The sequence below is a fragment of the Ruegeria sp. N8 genome, from assembly GCF_056531325.1.
The window spans coordinates 179,041-198,510 of record NZ_JBQFLQ010000008.1 but is presented as its reverse complement, the minus strand read 5'-3'; the positions used below and the strand labels follow the sequence as shown (position 1 = coordinate 198,510).

The 19,470-nt window shown below is 60.3% G+C and carries 19 protein-coding genes; 6 read left to right on the top strand and 13 right to left on the bottom strand.

What is annotated here, in order from left to right; all coding sequences use genetic code 11:
• Positions 1-89: 89 nt before the first annotated feature.
• Positions 90-422, top strand: a complete 333-nt coding sequence (locus ACR0C5_RS15895) for a DnaJ family domain-containing protein (RefSeq protein WP_480877806.1) — start codon at positions 90-92, stop codon at positions 420-422.
• On the opposite strand, the gene ACR0C5_RS15890 is transcribed toward ACR0C5_RS15895, so the two are convergent.
• Together ACR0C5_RS15890 and ACR0C5_RS15885 are read right to left on the bottom strand one after the other, a co-directional pair.
• A complete protein-coding gene (locus ACR0C5_RS15890) occupies positions 423-1,205 on the bottom strand; it encodes a crotonase/enoyl-CoA hydratase family protein (RefSeq protein ID WP_170770023.1) in 783 nt (260 codons plus the stop codon).
• Between the two features lie 64 nt (positions 1,206-1,269).
• Positions 1,270-2,340, bottom strand: a complete 1,071-nt coding sequence (locus ACR0C5_RS15885) for an SMP-30/gluconolactonase/LRE family protein (protein ID WP_480877804.1) — start codon at positions 2,338-2,340, stop codon at positions 1,270-1,272.
• A 95-nt stretch (positions 2,341-2,435) separates the two neighbouring features.
• On the opposite strand from ACR0C5_RS15885, the gene ACR0C5_RS15880 reads away from it, so the two are divergent.
• Positions 2,436-3,545, top strand: a complete 1,110-nt coding sequence (locus ACR0C5_RS15880) for a pyridoxal phosphate-dependent aminotransferase (RefSeq protein ID WP_480877802.1) — start codon at positions 2,436-2,438, stop codon at positions 3,543-3,545.
• A gap of 106 nt (positions 3,546-3,651) precedes the next feature.
• On the opposite strand, the gene ACR0C5_RS15875 is transcribed toward ACR0C5_RS15880, so the two are convergent.
• The 6 genes from ACR0C5_RS15875 to ACR0C5_RS15850 all read right to left on the bottom strand — a co-directional run bounded on the left by ACR0C5_RS15875 (position 3,652) and on the right by ACR0C5_RS15850 (position 12,439).
• Positions 3,652-4,842: a pyridoxal-phosphate-dependent aminotransferase family protein gene (locus tag ACR0C5_RS15875; protein ID WP_480877800.1), complete on the bottom strand. Its 1,191-nt coding sequence runs from the start codon at positions 4,840-4,842 to the stop codon at positions 3,652-3,654.
• Positions 4,843-4,893: 51 nt separating this feature from the next.
• The gene (locus ACR0C5_RS15870; protein WP_480877798.1) at positions 4,894-5,526 is read right to left on the bottom strand and encodes a bifunctional 4-hydroxy-2-oxoglutarate aldolase/2-dehydro-3-deoxy-phosphogluconate aldolase; all 633 of its coding nucleotides are present in this window, start codon (positions 5,524-5,526) and stop codon (positions 4,894-4,896) included.
• 3 nt (positions 5,527-5,529) lie between these two features.
• Positions 5,530-7,335 carry a phosphogluconate dehydratase gene (edd, locus tag ACR0C5_RS15865; protein WP_480877796.1) on the bottom strand — a complete coding sequence of 602 codons (1,806 nt, stop codon included), beginning with the start codon at positions 7,333-7,335 and terminating at the stop codon, positions 5,530-5,532.
• Positions 7,336-7,337: 2 nt separating this feature from the next.
• On the bottom strand, positions 7,338-8,783 hold the full coding sequence (gene zwf, locus ACR0C5_RS15860) for a glucose-6-phosphate dehydrogenase (RefSeq protein WP_170790414.1): 1,446 nt from the start codon (positions 8,781-8,783) through the stop codon (positions 7,338-7,340).
• 127 nt (positions 8,784-8,910) lie between these two features.
• On the bottom strand, positions 8,911-11,154 hold the full coding sequence (gene ptsP, locus ACR0C5_RS15855; RefSeq protein WP_480548837.1) for a phosphoenolpyruvate--protein phosphotransferase: 2,244 nt from the start codon (positions 11,152-11,154) through the stop codon (positions 8,911-8,913).
• 46 nt (positions 11,155-11,200) lie between these two features.
• Positions 11,201-12,439 carry an aspartate kinase gene (locus ACR0C5_RS15850; protein WP_170782841.1) on the bottom strand — a complete coding sequence of 413 codons (1,239 nt, stop codon included), beginning with the start codon at positions 12,437-12,439 and terminating at the stop codon, positions 11,201-11,203.
• Between the two features lie 166 nt (positions 12,440-12,605).
• Between ACR0C5_RS15850 and ACR0C5_RS15845 the strand changes: the two genes are divergently transcribed.
• Positions 12,606-12,962 (top strand): hypothetical protein, encoded by a 357-nt coding sequence (locus ACR0C5_RS15845; protein WP_480859792.1) that lies wholly within the window; start codon positions 12,606-12,608, stop codon positions 12,960-12,962.
• 8 nt (positions 12,963-12,970) lie between these two features.
• On the opposite strand, the gene ACR0C5_RS15840 is transcribed toward ACR0C5_RS15845, so the two are convergent.
• From ACR0C5_RS15840 to ACR0C5_RS15825, 4 genes are all read right to left on the bottom strand, one after another.
• A complete protein-coding gene (locus ACR0C5_RS15840; RefSeq protein ID WP_480877793.1) occupies positions 12,971-13,426 on the bottom strand; it encodes a DUF1178 family protein in 456 nt (151 codons plus the stop codon).
• Positions 13,427-13,495: 69 nt separating this feature from the next.
• Positions 13,496-13,954 carry an NUDIX hydrolase gene (locus ACR0C5_RS15835; protein ID WP_480877791.1) on the bottom strand — a complete coding sequence of 153 codons (459 nt, stop codon included), beginning with the start codon at positions 13,952-13,954 and terminating at the stop codon, positions 13,496-13,498.
• Between the two features lie 106 nt (positions 13,955-14,060).
• A complete protein-coding gene (locus ACR0C5_RS15830; protein WP_170770014.1) occupies positions 14,061-14,804 on the bottom strand; it encodes an EcsC family protein in 744 nt (247 codons plus the stop codon).
• A gap of 53 nt (positions 14,805-14,857) precedes the next feature.
• Complete coding sequence (locus ACR0C5_RS15825; RefSeq protein ID WP_480502769.1) at positions 14,858-15,352, bottom strand: GNAT family N-acetyltransferase; 495 nt, start codon at positions 15,350-15,352, stop codon at positions 14,858-14,860.
• 72 nt (positions 15,353-15,424) lie between these two features.
• On the opposite strand from ACR0C5_RS15825, the gene ACR0C5_RS15820 reads away from it, so the two are divergent.
• Positions 15,425-16,030 carry a flavin reductase family protein gene (locus tag ACR0C5_RS15820; protein WP_170782847.1) on the top strand — a complete coding sequence of 202 codons (606 nt, stop codon included), beginning with the start codon at positions 15,425-15,427 and terminating at the stop codon, positions 16,028-16,030.
• Positions 16,031-16,163: 133 nt separating this feature from the next.
• Here the strand turns inward: ACR0C5_RS15820 and ACR0C5_RS15815 are convergent, their stop codons facing one another.
• Positions 16,164-17,798, bottom strand: coding sequence for a SulP family inorganic anion transporter (locus tag ACR0C5_RS15815; protein ID WP_480877788.1), 1,635 nt, complete (start codon positions 17,796-17,798; stop codon positions 16,164-16,166).
• 163 nt (positions 17,799-17,961) lie between these two features.
• Between ACR0C5_RS15815 and ACR0C5_RS15810 the strand changes: the two genes are divergently transcribed.
• Positions 17,962-18,519 (top strand): hypothetical protein, encoded by a 558-nt coding sequence (locus tag ACR0C5_RS15810; protein WP_170770010.1) that lies wholly within the window; start codon positions 17,962-17,964, stop codon positions 18,517-18,519.
• Positions 18,520-18,595: 76 nt separating this feature from the next.
• Positions 18,596-19,468 carry an S-methyl-5'-thioadenosine phosphorylase gene (locus ACR0C5_RS15805; protein WP_170770009.1) on the top strand — a complete coding sequence of 291 codons (873 nt, stop codon included), beginning with the start codon at positions 18,596-18,598 and terminating at the stop codon, positions 19,466-19,468.
• Positions 19,469-19,470 lie beyond the last annotated feature (2 nt).

Below are 19,470 nucleotides of genomic sequence, written 5' to 3'. Positions count from 1 at the left end.
CTTCTCGTTCCATATACGGAAATCCCAAACCTCGCCGCACCACCCGTGGCGGGGTTTTCAGTTTCAGAGACAGCCTTTAGAATAGTGCCATGTTCGGGTCGCTAGCAAAACTCATCGAACGCCAGATCCAAAAGGCGCAGGCCGAGGGGCAGCTAGAGGGCCTTGAAGGCGAAGGCCGCCCCCTGCCCGACCGATCCTGCGAAGCGCAAACCGATCCTGCTTTGGCCGCCGGGCATCGGATCATGGCGCAGGCCGGTGTTTTGCCCGAAGAATTCACGATCAAGAAACAACTCGACGCTGCCAGGCAGGACTATGCCACACCGAGCGATCCGCAAGCGCGCAAACGGGCGATGGCGCGCATCGCCGATCTTGAGATGCGCTATAACATGGCCCGCGACGCCCGCCGCGCATTTATGCGCTGATCACTTGAAGACGGGCTTGCGACCTTGCATTTGGGCCGCGATGACCTCCATCTGCTCGGGCTTGCCAATCAACTCAACCTGTTCGGCGGATTCGGCCATCAGCACCTCGGCGCGAGGTTGAGTTTCGGCCAGATCGATCAGCCGCTTGGCCGCGCGGATGGCCGACGGGCTGCGGCCCCCGATGTCTTCGGCAAGCGCTATGGCCTCGGTCAGTGGATCGTCAGAGAGTTTGGTCACCAAACCCCAATCCGCCGCCTGCGACGCACCGATAGGCCGCGCAGTATAAGTCAACAGACGCAGAACGTCCGAGCGGACCAGCTTGGGCAGCAACACCATACCGCCCATATCGGGGATGATGCCCCACTTCATCTCCATCACGGCCAGTTTGGTGTCAGGATGCGCGATGCGCACATCCGCACCCAAGGCGATCTGCAACCCGCCGCCATAGGCCACGCCCTGAATTGCGCAAATTACCGGCATGGGTAGGCGTCGCCAGATCAGGGCCAGTTCCTGCATCTCGTTGGCATCTTCGTGACTGCGGGCCATCAGCCATTCGCGCGGGTCGATATGGGCCATCTTGGCAAAGCTCGCCATATCCAGACCAGCGCAGAAACTCTTACCTTCGCCCGACAACACCACCGCTCGCGCGTCCGAAGCCGCCACTTCTTGCCCCGCAGACAAAATCGCCTTGATCATCGCGTCATCCAACGCGTTCATCTTGTCGCCGCGCGTCAGCGTGACATGAGCGATGTGATCTTTGTATTCGACGGATACGCGTGACATGCGGACCTCCCATTACCGGTTGAGGCAAGCATGCCTGCAAGTGCCACCAAGTTCCAGATCAACGTTAGGGCAGCTTTTCGGCAGGCATTCGGCCGAACCACGGCGAATCCAGTGTCATGACATAGAAGTCATCACCTACAATCCGCCCTGCGGTCGTGATGCCCAAGCGTCCAGCGGGGTCTTGCAGATTTTGCAGGATCGTCCCGTCGCCGTCGAAGCGGATCACCATACCCCGATGGATCGGGGCAGGCCGGACCATCGGCCCCAACCGCCAGATCACCTTGCGCAGAAACGGATAGGGCATCAGCGCCTCAGTCGGTACGCGCGGGCTGGCGAAGGCCAGCCAATAGGTGCCGTCGTCCTGGGCTTTGATATTGTCTGGATAGCCCGGCAGGTTGTCCAGAAACACCTCTTGTGTTCCCGCTTTGGGACCAGTCAACCACAGCCTGTGCACTCGTGCGCGCCCGGTCTCAGCGATCAGCAGAAAATCTTCGTCGGGCGACAGCGCGACCCCATTGGTATAAACGAAACCTTCGGCGATCTTTTCGACGGCTCCCTCCGGGGAATAGCGGGCGACATAGCCAGTGGGCGATTGCTCCCAAATCGTCAGAACCGAAGTGGGTTTGGTACCCCCCATGGTTTCGGGGTCGAAACGGTCAGACGAGTTCGAGAAATAAACCGTGCCATCACGCCCGACATCCAGATTGTTGGCGTAGATCACCGGTGCGCCGTCAATTTCAGAGACCAGCGTTTCCAAATTCCCCGGCCCGGTCCAGCGCATCAGTCCGCGATAGCTGTCCGAGATATAGAGGGCTCCGTCAGGACCGGCCTTCAGGCCCAACGGTCGGCCGCCAAGATCGTCGACCTTCTGAGGCGCATCTTGATCAATGCGATAGAGCGCTCCGGACTGTGTGGTCGTATAGACCGTGCCATCAGGCAAAACGGCAATGTCTTCAGGGCCCTCCTCGCCTTCGGGCAGGGAGATGAGTTCAAGCTGATCCAGCGCGTTGTTTTCGGCGAATTCACCTGCAAAATCAGGGGCCTTTGGTGCGTCCCAAGCAACGGGCTCAACTGCGACCGGCCAGAAAAGCAGATAGGCGAGGCCAATTAGGATCAGACCGATTGCGATGCGCATGTGCGCTCCTTCCCTTGTGACTTCAGGCAAGGGTGCGGGTGTTTTGTTCCCAGCGCAAGCTTGCCTGACGGATGACCTTACGTTTATCTGCCTTCATGACAAAGTTCCGTTTTACCCCCCTTGCACACTCCCTGCCCGCCACCGTGCCTTTTGTCGGCCCTGAAACGCAGGAGCGGCAGCGCGGCGCGCCTTTTCTGGCACGATTGGGGGCCAATGAAAGCGTCTTTGGCCCCTCCCCGTGTGCGATTGAGGCGATGGCACAGACCGGTATCTGGATGTATGGCGATCCTGAAAACCACGACTTGCGCCATGCTTTGGCGGATCACCATGACGTTGCGCCCGAAAATATCGTTGTGGGCGAGGGGATTGACGGGCTGCTGGGGTATCTGGTGCGCCTATTTGTCGGGCCGGGCGATGCTGTTGTGACCTCGGACGGGGCATATCCTACCTTCAACTACCACGTGGCCGGGTTCGGAGGGGTGCTCCACAAGGTGCCCTATAGAGATGACCATGAGGACCCCGTGGCGCTGTTTGCCAAGGCGGCTGAGGTAGGTGCAAAGCTGGTTTATCTGGCCAACCCGGACAATCCGATGGGCAGTTGGCACAGGGGTGCAGATATCGTCGCCGCGATGGAGCGATTGCCTGCGGGGTGTTTATTGGTTCTAGACGAAGCCTACGTGGAATGCGCCCCCGAGGGCACCACCGCCCCGGTTGAGGCGGACGACCCGAGTCTGATCCGACTGCGCACTTTTTCCAAGGTGTATGGCATGGCAGGCGCGCGGGTCGGTTATGGGATCGGAGCGCCGGAGTTGATTTCAGCATTCAACAAGGTCCGCAATCATTTCGGAATGAACCGCGCGGCGCAGGCGGGGGCCTTGGCGGCTTTGCAGGATGGTGAATGGCTGGCCCATGTTCAGCACCGCATTGCGGCGGCGCGGGACCGCATTGGTGTCATCGCACGGGAACACGGGTTGGAGCCCCTGCCCTCGGCCACCAATTTCGTTGCCATAGATTGCGGGCGTGACGGGGAGTTTGCCAAGGCGGTGCTGGAAGCGTTGGTTGCGCAGGGCATATTCGTGCGGATGCCGTTTGCCGCGCCTCAGAACCGATGCGTTCGGATCAGTTGCGGTGCAGAGAAGGATCTGGATGCGTTTGCATCAGCTTTGCCCAAGGCGCTGGCTGAGGCGCAGGCGCGTTTTCCCTGAGCTGGGCTCGTGTGGTGAGCGAGCGGGGGGCTGTCTGCCCCCTATCGCGCTTGGGCGCGATTCCCCCCGAGGATATTTTTAGCCAGATGAAGGGCGGATCTGCGCTTTAGGCCGCGAGAGTGGCTGCGGCGGCTTCGAGCGCGCCTTTGCCGCGCGGGATGTTCAGGGCTGCGAGGGCTGTTTCGACCCCGCCCAGCATCGCCATCACCATTTGACCGTTGACGTGGCCCATGTGGCCGAGGCGGAAGCAGCCGTCCCAGTCCTCCATCCCCAAGCCGATGCCTAGGGTGAGGCCGAGTTGGGTCTCGGTGAAATGGCGCAGCGGAGTGCCCTGTCCGTCTGATAGGCGCAGCGCTGTGACTGCGTGACTGCGGTAAGCGCGGTCCGCCACGTTCAGATGCAGCGCGCCGCCTTCTGCCCATGTCTCGCAGGCGGTCCAGATGGCGGTAGCAAGGCGTTCGTGGCGCGCCCAAACATGCTCGAGCCCTTCGGCGTGGATCAGGTCGAGCGCGGCGCGCAGGCCGTAGAGGTGATGGGTCGGCGCGGTCCCGTCGAAATACTGATAGAACAGGTCGGGATGGGCGCGGGGCACCCAATCCCAGTATTGCGAAACGCGGGGCATGGTGGCGCGTTTGGCGGCGGCTTTTTCGTTGAAAAAGACAAAGCCTACTCCTGCAGGGGTCATCAGTCCTTTCTGGCAGGCGGTGACCATGACATCGACGCCCCAGGCGTCCATTTCGAACCGGTCGCACCCGAGCGATGCGATGCAATCGGCCATCAGTAGAGCGGGATGGCCTAAGTCATCCAGCAGGACACGCAATGCTGGAATATCGTTGCGCACGGAAGTCGACGTGTCCACATGCACTGCCAAAACAGCTTTGATCTCATGTGCTTTGTCAGCGCGTAATGCATCAGCGATGAGGTTAAAATTCCAAGGCGAAGAGGTCCCAAAATCAATCAACTGCGGCTTGGCGCCTATGCCTTCGGCCATCTCGGCCCAGCCATAGGTGAACCGGCCGGACGCTGGGGCCAGAACCACCTCACCCCGAGCGATCACGTTGGACAGTGCCGCCTCCCACGTACCGTGACCGTTGGCGATGTAGATCGCCACGTTGTGTTCGGTTCGCGCCACGCGCTTGAGGTCGCGGGTCAGGTCGGGCATCATCTCGATCAGTGCGCCATCATAGATATTGGGCGACGGCCGATGCATCGCTTGCAACACGGTGTCAGGCATAACAGATGGGCCCGGAATGGCCAGATACTCGCGCCCTTGCGCGAGAGAAATGTGGTTTGTCATGAGGTCAACCTGTCTGAATTGACGCCCAATTTAGTGACGTCCGGCGCGGCGTCAATCCATCAGCTGCGACGCCTCACGTGCAAGTTTTTCGATGCCGGTCCAGTCGCCGTCCATGACCATCTTTTTGGGCGCGACCCAGCTACCGCCTGCGCAAACAACATTCGACAAAGACAGGTAATCGCGTGCATTTGACGGCGACACACCACCCGTTGGGCAGAATGTGATTTGCGGCAGCGGCGCGCCGATCGCTTTGAGCGCGGGGGCACCACCGGACGCTTCGGCCGGGAAGAATTTCAGCATGTCATAGCCCTGCTCAAACAGGCGCATCGCCTCAGAGGCAGTGGCCGCACCCGGCAGCAGGGGTAAGCCTTCGGCTTCACATACGGCGATCAAAGCGTCGGTTGCACCCGGTGAGACACCAAATTGCGCACCCGCCTCTTTCGCTGCGCGGACGTCTTCTGGGGTGATCAGCGTACCAGCACCAACCACACCACCCGGCACCTGAGCCATGGCGCGGATCGCGCTGAGCGCCGAAGGCGTGCGCAGGGTGACCTCAAGCGCGGGGAGGCCTCCTGCGACCAAAGCCTCGGCCAGAGGCCGTGCTTGAGCCGCGTCATCGACGACCAGAACCGGCACGATTGGGGCCAGTGCGCAAATCTCGCGGGTGCGTTGGGTTTTGGACATGGTTTACACTCCGAAAATGCTGGCGCCAGTGTCAGCGGACCCGACATTCTGGCGGAAGGCTCCGAACAGGTCGCGCCCCACGCCGCGCTGATTGGCGCTGAGGTCGGCGGTGGCGGGTCTACGATCCAGCACGCCGGGCGTCAGGATCTCCAAATCGCCTTTTACTGCGTCGACCCGCAGGATATCGCCGTCTTGCAGGCAGGCGATGGGGCCGCTATCCAGCGCCTCGGGGACCACATGGATCGCAGCGGGGACCTTGCCGGAAGCGCCCGACATGCGGCCGTCGGTGACAAGCGCGACCTTGTGACCCCTGCCCTGCAAGATCGACAACATGGGTGTCAGCGAGTGCAGTTCGGGCATCCCGTTGGCCTTTGGTCCCTGAAAGCGGACGACGACGATGACATCGCCAGTGAACTCTCCGGCCTTGAACGCGGCTTTTACCTCGTCTTGGTCGTGGAACACGCGGACCGGAGCCTCGACTTGCCTGTGTTCAGGCGCGACAGCCGAGACCTTCATGACGCCCGTTCCCAGATTGCCCGTCAGGCGTGACAGGCCACCGGTGGGTTGGAACGGGTCGCTCGCCGGACGGAGGATCTTGTCGTTCAGGCTGTGTCCTGCACCTGCTTCCCAGACCAAGTCGCCATCTTTCAGCTTGGGTTCCTTGGTGTAGTTATGCAGCCCCTGCCCTGCGACCGTCAGCGTATCGGGGTGCAGCAGGCCGTCCTCCAACAAAGTGCCGATGCAATAGCCAAGCCCGCCTGCGGCGTGGAAATGGTTCACATCAGCCAAACCGTTGGGATAGACCCGCGCGACCAGAGGCACCACGGCGGAAATGTCAGAGAAATCCTCCCAATCCAACACGATACCCCCTGCCCGCGCCATGGCGATCAGGTGGATCAGCAGGTTGGTGGAGCCCCCCGTAGCCATCAAGCCGACAATCCCGTTCACAAAAGCGCGTTCGTCGAGGATCTGGCATACGGGCGTATAGTGGTTGCCCAGCGCGCTGAGCGACAGGGCGCGGCGCGCGCCTTCCTCGGTAAGCGCATCACGCAGGGGGGTGTTGGGGTTGACGAAGCTAGAGCCAGGCAGGTGCAGGCCCATGAACTCCATCAGCATCTGGTTGGTGTTGGCAGTACCGTAGAAGGTACAAGTGCCAGGGCCATGATAGGCCGCCATTTCAGCCTTCATCAACTCGTCGCGACCGACTTCTCCGGCCGCGAATTTCTGGCGGACCTTGGCCTTTTCGTCGTTTGGCAGGCCGCTGGTCATAGGACCGGCGGGTAGGAAGACGGCGGGCAGATGGCCAAACGCCTGCGCCCCAATGATCAGGCCGGGGACGATCTTGTCGCAGACGCCTAGGAAAACGGCAGCGTCATAGGTGTTGTGACTGAGGGCCACGCCGGTCGCCAGCGCGATCACATCGCGCGAGAACAAAGACAGCTCCATCCCCGCCTCGCCCTGCGTGACGCCATCGCACATCGCAGGTACGCCGCCCGCGACCTGCGCTGTTCCACCTGCCGCGCGGATCGCATCGCGGATCAGGGCGGGGTAGCGTTCGAACGGCTGGTGGGCCGAAAGCATGTCGTTATAGGCGGTGACGACGCCCAGATTGCCTGCCGTGCCGGTGGCCATGGACTGCTGATCCTCGCCCGCACCGGCATAGGCATGGGCCTGTCCACTGCAAGACAGGTGCGCGCGAGCGGGGCCTTTGGATTTGGCCTGCTCCATCCGTTCCAGATGCGGGTCCCGCAGATCGGCGCTGCGCGTGATAATGCGCTGAGTGACGTCGGTGATGACGGAATGAACCATGATTACCCTCCGATCTGACGCCAGCGGCGTCCGTCCCGATGCATCAGCATCAGGGCTTCCTCTGGGCCAGAACTACCCTGATCGTATTTAGCGGGCCGGTCACCACGCTGTTCCCAGCCGCTTATGATAGGATCGACCCAGGCCCAGGCGGCCTCGGCCTCATCGCCGCGCATGAACAGGGTCTGGTCGCCGCGAATGACGTCCATGACCAGTCGCTCATAGGCGTCCTGTGCCCGCGCATCTGCGCCCAGCGCCTCAGCAAAGCTCATATCCAGCGCCACATCAGACAGACGGAAGCCGCCCGGGCCGGGGTCTTTTATCGTGGTGCGCAGGGTAATGCCTTCGTCGGGTTGAAGGCGGATCACCAGCACGTTGCCATGCAGAGGGCCAACATTCGGGAAAATCGTATGCGGCGGGTCGCGGAAGAAAACCGCAATCTCGGATTCACGGGCTCGCAGGCGCTTGCCCGTGCGCAGATAAAACGGCACCCCGGCCCAGCGCCAGTTGCCAATATGCGCCTTGAGCGCAATGTAGCTTTCGGTGCGGCTGGCCGGATCTCCTACATGGTCCAGATAGCCGTCGCCACCCTTGTCGGTACGGTACTGACCTCGGGCGATATCCCTTGCGTCGACCGGTTCTAACGCTTCGATCACTTTCACCTTTTCATCGCGCACCGCGTTGGGCGCGAATTTCGACGGAGGCTCCATCGCCGTCAGACACAGAAGTTGTACCAGATGATTCTGGATCATATCTCGCATCGCGCCGGATTGGTCGTAGTAGGCCCCGCGCCCTTCGACCCCGACGGTTTCAGCGACGGTGATCTGAACGTGGTCGACATGAGTGGCGTTCCACAGCGGCTCGAACAGGGAATTGGCAAAGCGCAAGGCCATCAGGTTCTGCACCGTTTCCTTGCCCAAATAATGGTCGATACGGTAAATCTGATGTTCCTCGAAACAGGCGCGCAGCCCTTCGTTTAGCGCCTTGGCCGAGGCCAGATCGTGCCCGAACGGCTTTTCCACGACGATCCGGCTGTCAGGCGTTGCCACGCCGTGGTCGTTCAGGCGTTGTGCAATCCCGGAAAACAGGCTGGGACCGACCGACAGGTAAAAGGCGCGCACCACGTCCGGGCGCAACATTTTGGCTAGCTCTGGCCAGCCTTTGTTCCCCAGTGCATCCACCGAGACATATTCGACCTGTGCCAGAAACCGATCCAGCACATCCTTTTTGAACTCCGGCGCGAATTCCTTCATCGACGCGCGGACCTGATCTCGGAACGCGGCGCTGTCGATATCCGAGCGCGCGGTGCCGATCACCCGGGCCTCGGGCGGCATCTGGCCGACCTCGAAGCGATGATACAGGCCGGGCAGGATCTTGCGTTGCGCCAGATCTCCGGTCGCGCCAAACAGCACCAGATCGAAGGGATTAACCGGGATTACGCGTGAAACCATCGACAGGCTCCTTCAGAACTCACTGGGCTTACCAGTTATGTTATCGCTAACATTCACCGCCGACCTAATGAATTCCGACGCATAAATCAACACCGGATTTGAAATTAGTTTCAAAATCCCTGCCCGCTTAGCCCTGATTGCGCAGCCACTCCATGACGGCGGGGCGCACGGATTGTTCGCCCCGGTGCCGCGCATCTGCGATGATCTTGCGCAGAGATTGCAGATCAGCCCGTAACAGAACGCTTTTCACCGGCCCGATTGAGGCAGGCCGCATCGACAGCGACCGGATGCCCATCGCAGCAAGGCAAAGCGCTTCGACCGGTCGGCCGGCATCCTCACCGCAGAACGACAGTGGCGTGTTCGAGATGTTGCAGCGTTCAACGATGCGTTCAATGAAGCTGAGGAAGCTGACATTCAGCGTATCATAGCGGCGGCGCACCAGTTCGTTCTCGCGGTCAGCTGCAAAGAAGAACTGTTTCAGGTCATTGCCTCCGATCGAGACAAAATCCACCTCGTCAAAGAACTTCTGCGGCGCAAAAGCCAGCGAGGGCGTTTCCAGCATCGCTCCAACTTCGATCTTTTCCGGCAGGACGTGACCCAGACGCTTTTCGCGTTCAATGGTCTTGTTGACCTCCCACCTGGCATCACGGAATTCGTCAGCTTGTGCCACAAATGGGAACATGATCGTCAGCGGGCGGCCATTGGCAGCGCGCATCAAAGCCTGCAACTGCATCCGCATCACGCCGCGCTTGTCCAGCCCCACCCGAATTGCGCGCCAACCCAGCGCGGGGTTGGGTTCTTCCACGTGTTTCATGTAGGGCAGAACCTTGTCCGAACCGATGTCCAGCGTCCGGAACACCACGCGCTTTTCGCCCGCCGCGTCCAGAACCCGCTGATACTGCGTCACAAGCTCGGACCGTTTCGGCATCTGATTGCGGATCAGGAATTGCAACTCGGTCCGAAACAGGCCTACGCCCTCGGCCCCCGAATTGCCCAGCGAGGGCAAATCCGCCATCAGACCCGCATTCATCACCAGATTAATCCGCTCGCCATCACGGGTCACACAAGGCGTTTCGCGGATCGAGGCATATCTCTCTTGCGCCTGCGCCTGCATGGCGATCTTGTCGCGGAAGGCAGTGACGACGGAATCTTCGGGGCGCAGATGGACGCTGCCGTTGTCACCGTCGACAAGGATGTGATCCCCGTTCAACGCCTCGGTCGTAATTCGGCCCACATGCACAACCAGCGGAATCGCCAAGGCCCGCGCCACAATCGTTGCGTGGCTTCCGACCGAGCCTTCTTCCAGCACAATCCCTTTCAGCGACCTGCCATATTCCAGCAAGTCTCCGGGCCCGATATTCCGAGCGATCAGGATCGGGTCAGGCGGCAAATCCGCGCCATTGGTGTTGCCTTGCCCGGTGAGAATACGCAGCAGACGGTTGCTAAGGTCGTCCAGATCAGCCAAACGTTCGCGCAGGTAGGGATCCGTTACTTGCCCCATCCGCACCCGGGCCTGCGATTGCTCCTTTTCGACAGCCGCCTCGGCGCTCAAGCCGCGAGCGATGTCTTCCTCCATCCGGCGCATCCAGCCCTTGGAATTCGCGAACATCCGGTAGGCTTCCAGCACCTGCAACTGCTCGGTATCGCCATCCTTTGATATCTCGAGCATCTTGTCGACGCCGACCCGCAATTCATCGACGGCCTCGGTCAGCCGCTCACGTTCGCGATGAGGGTCTTCGGCAATGGGGTTGGTGACCACCACGCGCGGCTCGTGCAACCAGACATGGCCCTCGGCCGAGCCTTCCTGCGCCGGGCCGCCGCTCAGCTGTACCGATTGCTGGTGTCGTGGCGACAGAGCCGCACCCTCACCCACAAAGGCACCCAGTTCGGTCATCTCGGCCAGCACCATGGCGACTACTTCCAGCGCATAGACCTCGTCCGCCGAGTATTCCCGCGCATCGCGGGATTGGACCACCAGAACACCAAGTTTTTCACCCAGACGTTGGATCGGCACACCCAGGAAAGACGAGAATCTCTCTTCCCCGGTTTCAGGCATATAACGGAAACCCTTGGCGGCAGGCGCATTCGGTGTGTTCACGATCTTGCCGAACTTAGCTACACGACCCACAAGCCCCTCACCCATGCGCATTCGGGTCTTATGAACAGCCTCGGGTGACAACCCTTCGGTCGCGCAGAGCTCCAATGTGTCTTCATCGCGAAACAGATAGATCGAGCACACTTCGGCCCGGATACTATCGGCGATCAGGTGGGTGATCCGGTCAAGACGTTCCTGACCGGCGGCCTCGCTCGCCATCTCTTCGCGCAGCCGCCCAAGCAGCTTGCGGGATTCAGTTTCGGTACCGTCCGCCATGGCCCACCCAAATTAGTGCGTCAGGCAAGACCTTTGGCTAAAACGCTCAGGCCGCCTTGTCCAGTTCAAAGGCATCATGCAGTGCCTGAACCGCAAGTTCCATGTATTTCCTGTCCACAAGGACGGAAATTTTAATCTCGGAGGTTGTGATGACCTTGATGTTGATCCCCTCATCCGAGAGAATTTTGAACATCTTGGCCGCAACACCCGATTGCGACCGCATGCCGATGCCAACCACCGAAACCTTGCAGACGTCTTCGTCGGCGACCAGTTCGGCATAGTTCAACTCACCCGCGTCCTTGATCGCCAACAGCGCTTTCTCGGCGCGTGCCACCTGATCGGTCGGGCACGAGAACGTCATGTCGGTGCGTCCCTCGTCCGAGATGTTCTGCACGATCATGTCCACATTTACGCCCTCATCGCTGAGCGCGGTAAAGATGATCGAGGCGATGCCGGGGCGGTCTGCCACGGACACAACGGTCATCTTAGCTTCGTCGCGGGAATAGGCCACACCGGCCACAACATTGGATTCCATGATATCCTCCTCATCGACGACCAGCGTACCGGCCTCGTCGGATTGTTCTTCGAAACTTGAGAGAACGCGCAGTTTCACCTTGTAGCGCATCGCCAGCTCGACCGAGCGGGTTTGCAGCACCTTGGCCCCCAGCGAGGCCAATTCGAGCATTTCCTCGAACGAAATCTTGTCCAGCTTGCGCGCCTTTTCACAGATGCGCGGGTCGGTGGTATAGACGCCGTCCACATCCGTATAGATGTCGCAGCGCTCCGCACCAAAAGCTGCGGCAAAGGCCACCGCCGTCGTGTCCGATCCTCCGCGACCCAGCGTGGTGATGCGGCCTTCGGGGCTGATGCCCTGGAACCCGGCGACGACGGCAACGCGCATGCCTTCGCCGAATTTCTGGTTCAGGTTCTCGGTCGGGATTTCCTCGATCCGGGCCTGGCTGTGGGCGCTGGTGGTCATCAGCGGCACCTGCCAGCCCTGCCAGCTGCGGGCGGGGATATCCATTTCCTGAAGCGTCAGCGCCATCAAGCCGGCGGTCACATTCTCGCCCGAGGATACAACCGCATCATATTCGCGCGCATCGAACAATGGAGAGGTCTCGTTCACCCAGCCTACCAACTCATTGGTTTTACCGGACATGGCCGAGACGATGACAATGACGTCATAGCCCTTTGCCACCTCGACGCCGATACGTTTCGCAGCGCGACGGATGCGGTCCAGGTTGGCGACAGATGTGCCGCCGAATTTCATCACGAGTACGGGCATGGGGGCTGGTGTCTCCGCGCCTTGGAATTCAGATCCCGAGCGTCTTATGTCAGGGGGGCCGCAAGGGCAAGTGTTCAAAACCTTTTCCACTGCGGTCTAACGGGTGCTTTACATCCCCCCACCACGGTGTCAGCTTGGCCCCGTTCCATTTGTGAAGAGGTTCCCCATGCCCCGCCTAGCCCTTGCTTTTGTCTTGTTGTCCACACCCGCTTTGGCTCAGCAAGCCTCGCTTGCCGCAACAGATGGGCAGAACGCGCTTGGAACCGTACCCTGTGCCACCAATGCGGGTGAACCGCTGCGCAGCTGCAACGCCGAGCTGCGCCATCGCGACGATGGACGGATAACTCTGGCAGTTGGCATGGGCAATGGCGAGGTACGCAACATCTATTTCGCCGACGGCATCCCAGAATCCACCGATTCCGCCGCGCGCCTCAGCTATGAGACGCAGGGAAACGTCATGGTGATCTTCGTTGACCCCGGCGAGGTCTACGAAATCCCCACGGCGGCGTTGGCCCCTCGGTAAACTTAGGATCAGTTGCTTTTGCGGCTGGGGATAAAGGGCAAGGGCGCGACAGGAACGCCGTCCTCGATCAGGGCCTTGGCCTCTTCGGGTTTGGCTTCACCATAGATAGCCCGTTCTGGGGCATCGCCCAAATGCATCTTGCGTGCCTCGGACGCGAAATCCTTACCCACGTAGTCCGAGTTTTCCTCGACCTTGCGCCGCAACTCGGACAGCGCCTTCTCAAGCTCGGCGGGTGGAACCGACATCTCGACCGGGTTTTCTTCCTTGGCAGGTGTTTCGCTGCGCGCCTCGACCTTTCGGGCTGGGCGCACACGCGGGGTCATGATCGCCTTTTCAACGCAAGCGTCGCCACAGATGGCACAGACCACCATGCCTGCCCCGGCAAGCTTGTCGTAAGCGGCGGCCGATTGGAACCAACTGTCAAACGCGTGGCCCTGGCTGCATTTCAAGGCGTATTGAATCATGATCCGTCCAGATTGCGATTGCCGAATAGATACTGACCATCAAAACAATGACAAGCCCCAGTCTGCAGATCAATGCGACTGCGTTGCCACCTGCCGTAACATTTGGGCGAGTTCAGGCTGATCCACCCGCGCCGCTGCCGCCCGCATCGAAAACCATGCGCGCTCACGATCACCGCATTCGGGATAGCGCTCCGATAAGGACACTACTATCAGCGGGAACACATCCACGAGGCAAAGGACCGCTCCTTTTTTGCGCCTTTGTTTTATGTGTGTGTAACGCCCGATCATCTCAGCCGAACAGACCCCACGCACGCCCGCTTCTTCCCAGGCTTCCTGCCGCGCTGCCTCGGACGAAGACATCCCCTTGATCAATCCGCCCTTGGGAATAATCCAGCGGCCCGACCTACGAGTTGTGATCAGCAAAACTTCGGGGGCGCCCGCACGTAAACGGTAACACAATGCGGCGGATTGTTGTCGAACCGAAATCCTGTCCGATTCCGGCGGTTGATACCGCCATAGCCTGCTCATGCCCTGTGCCCCTTTCAACACCTGCGACGCCCAAAGCTTTGGTTTTTGTACTTATTTAGAGGGTCGTCGCAGAACCACTACCATACTTGGCGAACTCCACCAAGCGTCACATGCGTGCGGCCAGTTTTCGCACAAGATCGTCATGCGGGATATCGGCATCACTGGCCAATCGGCGCAAACCGAAATGCACGCGGGCGATACGCTGGTAATAGCGTGTGTAGACATAATTCGTCCCACCCCCAGCAAGCGCCCCCAAAACAGGTACGGATTGCGCGGCGAGTTTTTGCCCCAGCACCACCGCCAGTTTCGGCGCGACGGTGGCGATCAGCTTTTGAAGGGCCGGTCCGGTCAACGTCATCCGAGCTGAAAAAAACCCGAAATCCGCACCATCGTCGAAGGACAGCGGACCCGCCGCGGACAGAACCTGCACACAATCGAATTTCACACCGTCTTCCGATGGGTCAAACCCTTCTCGTGCCGCAGCACCTTGTATGGCGCGCAACAGCATCGTGGTCGTTGCGGGCAATTCCACCAAAGAGGTCGACACTCCGCCCACACCGCCTGCTGCGCCCATGGCCGTGGTCACAGCCGTATTCACCCAAGGTCGTTGATCCGGCACCGCCCTGCGCGACCCTTCGGCGGCATGCATGGCCAGCCAAAGCGCCTGCTCGGTTGCGCCAGTCAACGCCTCTCGCACTGACGGGGGCAGTTGATCCAGCAAGGTTTCCGCAGATCCGCCCAGACTGTTGAGCAACCGAACACCCGGCCCACCCGCCGAGCGGTAGTACCCGGCCAGCCGGTCCAACTCTGCCTCGGCATCCAGTTCTTCGACAAGAACAACGTTCTGCATGCGTGCCCTCCTGTCCTAAAAAGATCGGCACTATGCCCCGTTTTTTCAATAGCTCATCGGTCCCAACGCGTTACAGGACCTTTGACATCCGTCCACGCGTCCAAGGCAAGCTCAGCCCCCAGAACCCGTTCGGGATTGGTGGGCGGCGGCATCTCAACTCCGGTCAGGCGGGCGAAGCCGAAACGACTGTAATAAGGTGCATCGCCCACCAGCATCACCCGCTCCCATCCTCTGATAAGACCTGCCTGCAAGCCCTCGTGTATGAGGAAACCGCCCAAGCCCTCCCCCTGATGGGTGGGGTGCACGGCCACCGGCCCCAGCAACAACGCATCGAAGGTCCCCACATGAACGGGCCAGAACCGGATCGCCCCCGCCAAAATGCCCTCACCATCTCGGGCCACTAGAGACAAGCCCTCAACCGGCGGAACATCATCGCGCAACCGGTACGAGGACAGCGCCTCGCGCCCGGGCGCAAAGCACAGGTCGTACAAAGCCTCGACCTCCCACCAATCGTCCGGGTCCTCCGGCTTGATCGTGAATTGCTGCACCCCTGCCCTCTTTTCCTTGCTGGAATTCGCCCTAGCACTTCGTTACGCCTTGGGCAAACGCTTGGAGTTCATATGTTCTATCGCCCCGAAGACGGCCACGGCCTGCCGCATAACCCTTTCAACGCCATCATAACCCCGCGCCCGATTGGCTGGATCTCTTCCCGCGACGGCGATGGGATCAACAATCTGGCGCCGTACTCCTTCTTCAACGGGGTCGCGTATACACCGCCACAGGTGATGTTTGCCACGACCGGGACGAAACCCGACCAAGACGGCGGCAAAGACAGTCTCGCCAATATCGAAGCAACAGGCGTTTTCTGCGTCAACGTTGTCGCCCATGCGCATCGTGATGCGATGAACGCCAGCTCTGCCGGGTTACCAAAACATGTGGATGAATTCGGCCACGCAGGTTTGACTGCAGTGGAGTGCGAGACGATCCCATGTGCTAGGGTTCAAGACGCGCCCGCCGCCCTGGAATGCAAGCTGACCCAGATCGTCACACTGCCCGGCGCGGCGAACCGCGTTGTTTTCGGCGAAGTCACCGGTGTCCACCTGCGCGATGACTGTTTGAAGGATGGCAAGTTCGACGTCACGGCGTTTCAGCCACTGGCGCGGCTCGGATACCGCGACTATTCGGTGGTTACTGAACTATTCTCACTCAACCGCCCGGATGACTGAGCGTATAGGGGGCGCTGCCCCCGCCGCCTATTAGGCGACTCCCCCGGGATATTTATAGCCAGATGAAGCAGGGGATCCTCCGTTCATCTGGCCCCAAATATCCCGGAGCGCGAGGCGGAGCCTCGCTAAATCCTCAGTGACCGCCCAGAATGCCGGTGCGAACTGAATAATCGACCGCGATTTCATAATCAGGGTCATCGTCGCTATCGACCATAAGGTGACCGGCTTTGTTCAGCAGCTTGTGGCAATCTCGACTCAGATGGCGCAGCATCACGCGTTTACCGGCCGCTTCGTATTTGCCAGCGATGTTTTCGATCGCCTGAAGGGCAGATTGATCGACCACACGGCTTTCGGCGAAATCCACTATGACGGTCTCGGGATCACTCGGGACATCGAAAAGTTCGACAAATCCGTCAGAAGAACCAAAGAACAGAGGGCCTTGGATTTCGTAGACTTTCGCACCTTTCTCTGTTTCAGAATCCCGCGTAATCGCATGGATGCGCTTGGCGTTGTTCCAGGCATAGGCCAGAGCCGAGACGATGACGCCGACGACAACTGCAACCGCAAGGTCCTCCATCACCGTAACAACCGTCACCAGCACGATGACGAACGCATCCATCAGGGGCACTTTGCGCATGATGTTGAACGAGTTCCAAGCGAAGGTACCGATGACCACCATGAACATCACGCCGACCAATGCGGCCAGCGGAATCTGCTCGATCAGCGGGGACGCGAAAAGGATGAAAATCAACAAAAACAAGGCTGCCGCGATGCCAGCGATTCGAGTTCGACCACCGGATTTCACGTTGATCATCGACTGGCCGATCATCGCGCAGCCGCCCATGCCACCGAAGAACCCGGTAGCGACGTTGGACACGCCTTGCGCGATGCATTCCTGTGACGCTCCGCCCCGTTTGCCCGTGATTTCACCCACAAGATTCAGGGTCAGCAGCGATTCAATCAGGCCGATGGCGGCCAGAATGACGGCGTAGGGCAGGATGATTTCAATGGTTTCCCAGGTCAGCGGCACCATCGGAATGTGGAAAGGCGGCAGGCCGCCTTCGATCGAGGCCAGATCGCCTACGCGCGGTACATCCAGGCCAAAGCCGATCACCAGCGCGGCAACAACGACAATCCCGGCCAGAGGGGCCGGAACAACACGCGTGATGCGCGGCATGACCCAAATCACCGCCATGGTCAGCGCGACCAGGCCCAACATGGTGTAAAGCTGCAGACCCGAAAGCCACTCACCTCCGCCCATGCCGTGGCCGGTGTTCTCCATTGTGCCCGGAACCTTGAACTGCCCAAGCTGCGCCAGAAAGATCACGATCGCCAGCCCGTTTACAAAGCCCAACATCACCGGATGCGGCACCAAGCGGATAAACCGGCCCCAATGCATGGCCCCGGCAATCACTTGCAGGATGCCCATCAGAACCACGGTCGCAAACAGGTATTCCACGCCATGCTCCGCCACCAGCGCCACCATCACAACCGCCAAGGCCCCGGTCGCACCCGAGATCATGCCCGGACGCCCGCCGATCAGCGCCGTGATCAGGCCGACCATGAAGGCAGCATAGAGGCCAACCAACGGATGCACGCCTGCGACAAAGGCAAATGCCACCGCTTCGGGCACCAGCGCAAGGGCCACGGTCAGGCCAGACAGCAGTTCGATCCGCAAACGGGACGGTGTCAGCCCTTCATCCGGCACCCAACGCAGGTCGGGTTTGGCAATACGGTTGGCAAAGCTTGCCAGCATGGCTCGGGGCATGGAATGTCCTGTCGGTTGATCTGCGCGCGAAAGGGGCCTTCTACCTGTCATCCGCTCTCTGAGCCACCGCATCAAGCGGGAGGCTGCTATGCACGGGGCGCATAGCCGGTATCTCACAAAGTCGTGAGTTGAACCTGCCACACCGGGGGCACACCTTTGCGCCATGCGATGGCTGATCTTGTTTCTTCTGACCCCTATTGCTGCCTTGGCGCAGGATTTGCAGGGCAATGACACTGCCAGCAACTGGCGTGTGACCCATTATGAAACCTACGGGGTCTGGAATTCCATCTGCGATGAGCGCGAGGAATACGGGGCGCTCAAGCAACGCTGTTACATTCGCCGGGCCGAGGTGTTTTCGCTGCGCCCGAAATTTGGAGCACAGTTCATCTTTATCACCCCTGCCCCGGATGGCGTGGAGATCGAGTTCGGTATCGAGCCCGGCACGTTGTTCTGGCCATCCGGCTTTCGGATCGATGGAAAGGACGGAGCGGTTTGGCGCACGCGCAGACCTGGATGTCTGACCGGGTTGAACTGCACGTTTGACGGCGTCGGTGCGGATGAGATCGTTGAAGCCATGCTGAAGGGCGAGGCCTATCGGTTCGAATTCCGCGACAGGCATGGGCAGGCACAGGACCTAACATGGCCATTGCAGGAATTCAGCCCCGCTTGGGCGGATTTCCAACAACAGGCGCAGGCGCGCAATCTGTTGACGTCACAATAAGCCGCATTGCCCCTTGTCAGCCGTCGTCGCTCGGCGCACAAATCCTTCAACTCGCACAACAACTCGGAGAAAGCACGTGACCCAGACCAAGATAGCCGTCATCGGCGGATCAGGCATCTACGACATTGACGGGTTGGAAAATGCAGAATGGATCACTGTCGAGACGCCCTGGGGAGACCCTTCAGACCAGATCCTGACCGGGTCATTGGACGGTGTTGCAATGGCGTTCCTGCCCCGCCATGGGCGCGGCCACGTGCACTCTCCGACCGAGGTACCCTATCGCGCCAATATCGACGCGTTGAAACGGCTGGGTGTCACCGATGTGATCTCGGTCTCTGCCTGCGGGTCGTTTCGCGATCATATGGCACCGGGGGACTTCGTGATCGTAGATCAGTTCATCGACCGGACCTTTGCGCGCGAGAAAAGCTTTTTCGGCACCGGTTGCGTGGCGCATGTCAGCGTGGCCCATCCAACCTGCCCGCGCCTGTCGGATGCGTGTGAAACCGCAGGCAAGGCCGCCGGGATCAATATCCACCGCGGTGGCACCTATCTGGCGATGGAAGGCCCGCAATTCTCATCGCTGGCGGAATCCAAAATGTACCGCGAACACTGGGGCTGTGACGTGATCGGCATGACCAACATGCCTGAGGCCAAGCTCGCCCGCGAGGCCGAGCTGTGCTACGCCTCAATCGCGATGGTCACGGATTACGACAGTTGGCACCCTGACCACGGCGAGGTTGACGTCACCGCCATTATCGCCACCCTGACCGGCAACGCGGAAAAAGGCAGGGCCCTGGTCAAAGGGTTGCCCGTGCTTTTGGGGGCAGACCGTGCCCCCTGCCCGCATGGATGTGACCGTGCGTTGGAATACGCCATTCTGACAGCACCGGAAAAACGTGACCCGGCCCTGCTGGCCAAACTGGATGCGGTGGCCGGGCGGATCCTTTGACC

What these genes read in the sequence shown, in the direction of transcription:
- ACR0C5_RS15895 (WP_480877806.1), top strand. Translation starts at nt 90, where the DNA reads ATGTTCGGGTCGCTAGCAAAACTCATCGAACGCCAGATCCAAAAGGCG.
- ACR0C5_RS15890 (WP_170770023.1), bottom strand. Translation starts at nt 1,205, where the DNA reads ATGTCACGCGTATCCGTCGAATACAAAGATCACATCGCTCATGTCACG.
- ACR0C5_RS15885 (WP_480877804.1), bottom strand. Translation starts at nt 2,340, where the DNA reads ATGCGCATCGCAATCGGTCTGATCCTAATTGGCCTCGCCTATCTGCTT.
- ACR0C5_RS15880 (WP_480877802.1), top strand. Translation starts at nt 2,436, where the DNA reads ATGACAAAGTTCCGTTTTACCCCCCTTGCACACTCCCTGCCCGCCACC.
- ACR0C5_RS15875 (WP_480877800.1), bottom strand. Translation starts at nt 4,842, where the DNA reads ATGACAAACCACATTTCTCTCGCGCAAGGGCGCGAGTATCTGGCCATT.
- ACR0C5_RS15870 (WP_480877798.1), bottom strand. Translation starts at nt 5,526, where the DNA reads ATGTCCAAAACCCAACGCACCCGCGAGATTTGCGCACTGGCCCCAATC.
- edd (WP_480877796.1), bottom strand. Translation starts at nt 7,335, where the DNA reads ATGGTTCATTCCGTCATCACCGACGTCACTCAGCGCATTATCACGCGC.
- zwf (WP_170790414.1), bottom strand. Translation starts at nt 8,783, where the DNA reads ATGGTTTCACGCGTAATCCCGGTTAATCCCTTCGATCTGGTGCTGTTT.
- ptsP (WP_480548837.1), bottom strand. Translation starts at nt 11,154, where the DNA reads ATGGCGGACGGTACCGAAACTGAATCCCGCAAGCTGCTTGGGCGGCTG.
- ACR0C5_RS15850 (WP_170782841.1), bottom strand. Translation starts at nt 12,439, where the DNA reads ATGCCCGTACTCGTGATGAAATTCGGCGGCACATCTGTCGCCAACCTG.
- ACR0C5_RS15845 (WP_480859792.1), top strand. Translation starts at nt 12,606, where the DNA reads ATGCCCCGCCTAGCCCTTGCTTTTGTCTTGTTGTCCACACCCGCTTTG.
- ACR0C5_RS15840 (WP_480877793.1), bottom strand. Translation starts at nt 13,426, where the DNA reads ATGATTCAATACGCCTTGAAATGCAGCCAGGGCCACGCGTTTGACAGT.
- ACR0C5_RS15835 (WP_480877791.1), bottom strand. Translation starts at nt 13,954, where the DNA reads ATGAGCAGGCTATGGCGGTATCAACCGCCGGAATCGGACAGGATTTCG.
- ACR0C5_RS15830 (WP_170770014.1), bottom strand. Translation starts at nt 14,804, where the DNA reads ATGCAGAACGTTGTTCTTGTCGAAGAACTGGATGCCGAGGCAGAGTTG.
- ACR0C5_RS15820 (WP_170782847.1), top strand. Translation starts at nt 15,425, where the DNA reads ATGTTCTATCGCCCCGAAGACGGCCACGGCCTGCCGCATAACCCTTTC.
- ACR0C5_RS15815 (WP_480877788.1), bottom strand. Translation starts at nt 17,798, where the DNA reads ATGCCCCGAGCCATGCTGGCAAGCTTTGCCAACCGTATTGCCAAACCC.
- ACR0C5_RS15810 (WP_170770010.1), top strand. Translation starts at nt 17,962, where the DNA reads ATGCGATGGCTGATCTTGTTTCTTCTGACCCCTATTGCTGCCTTGGCG.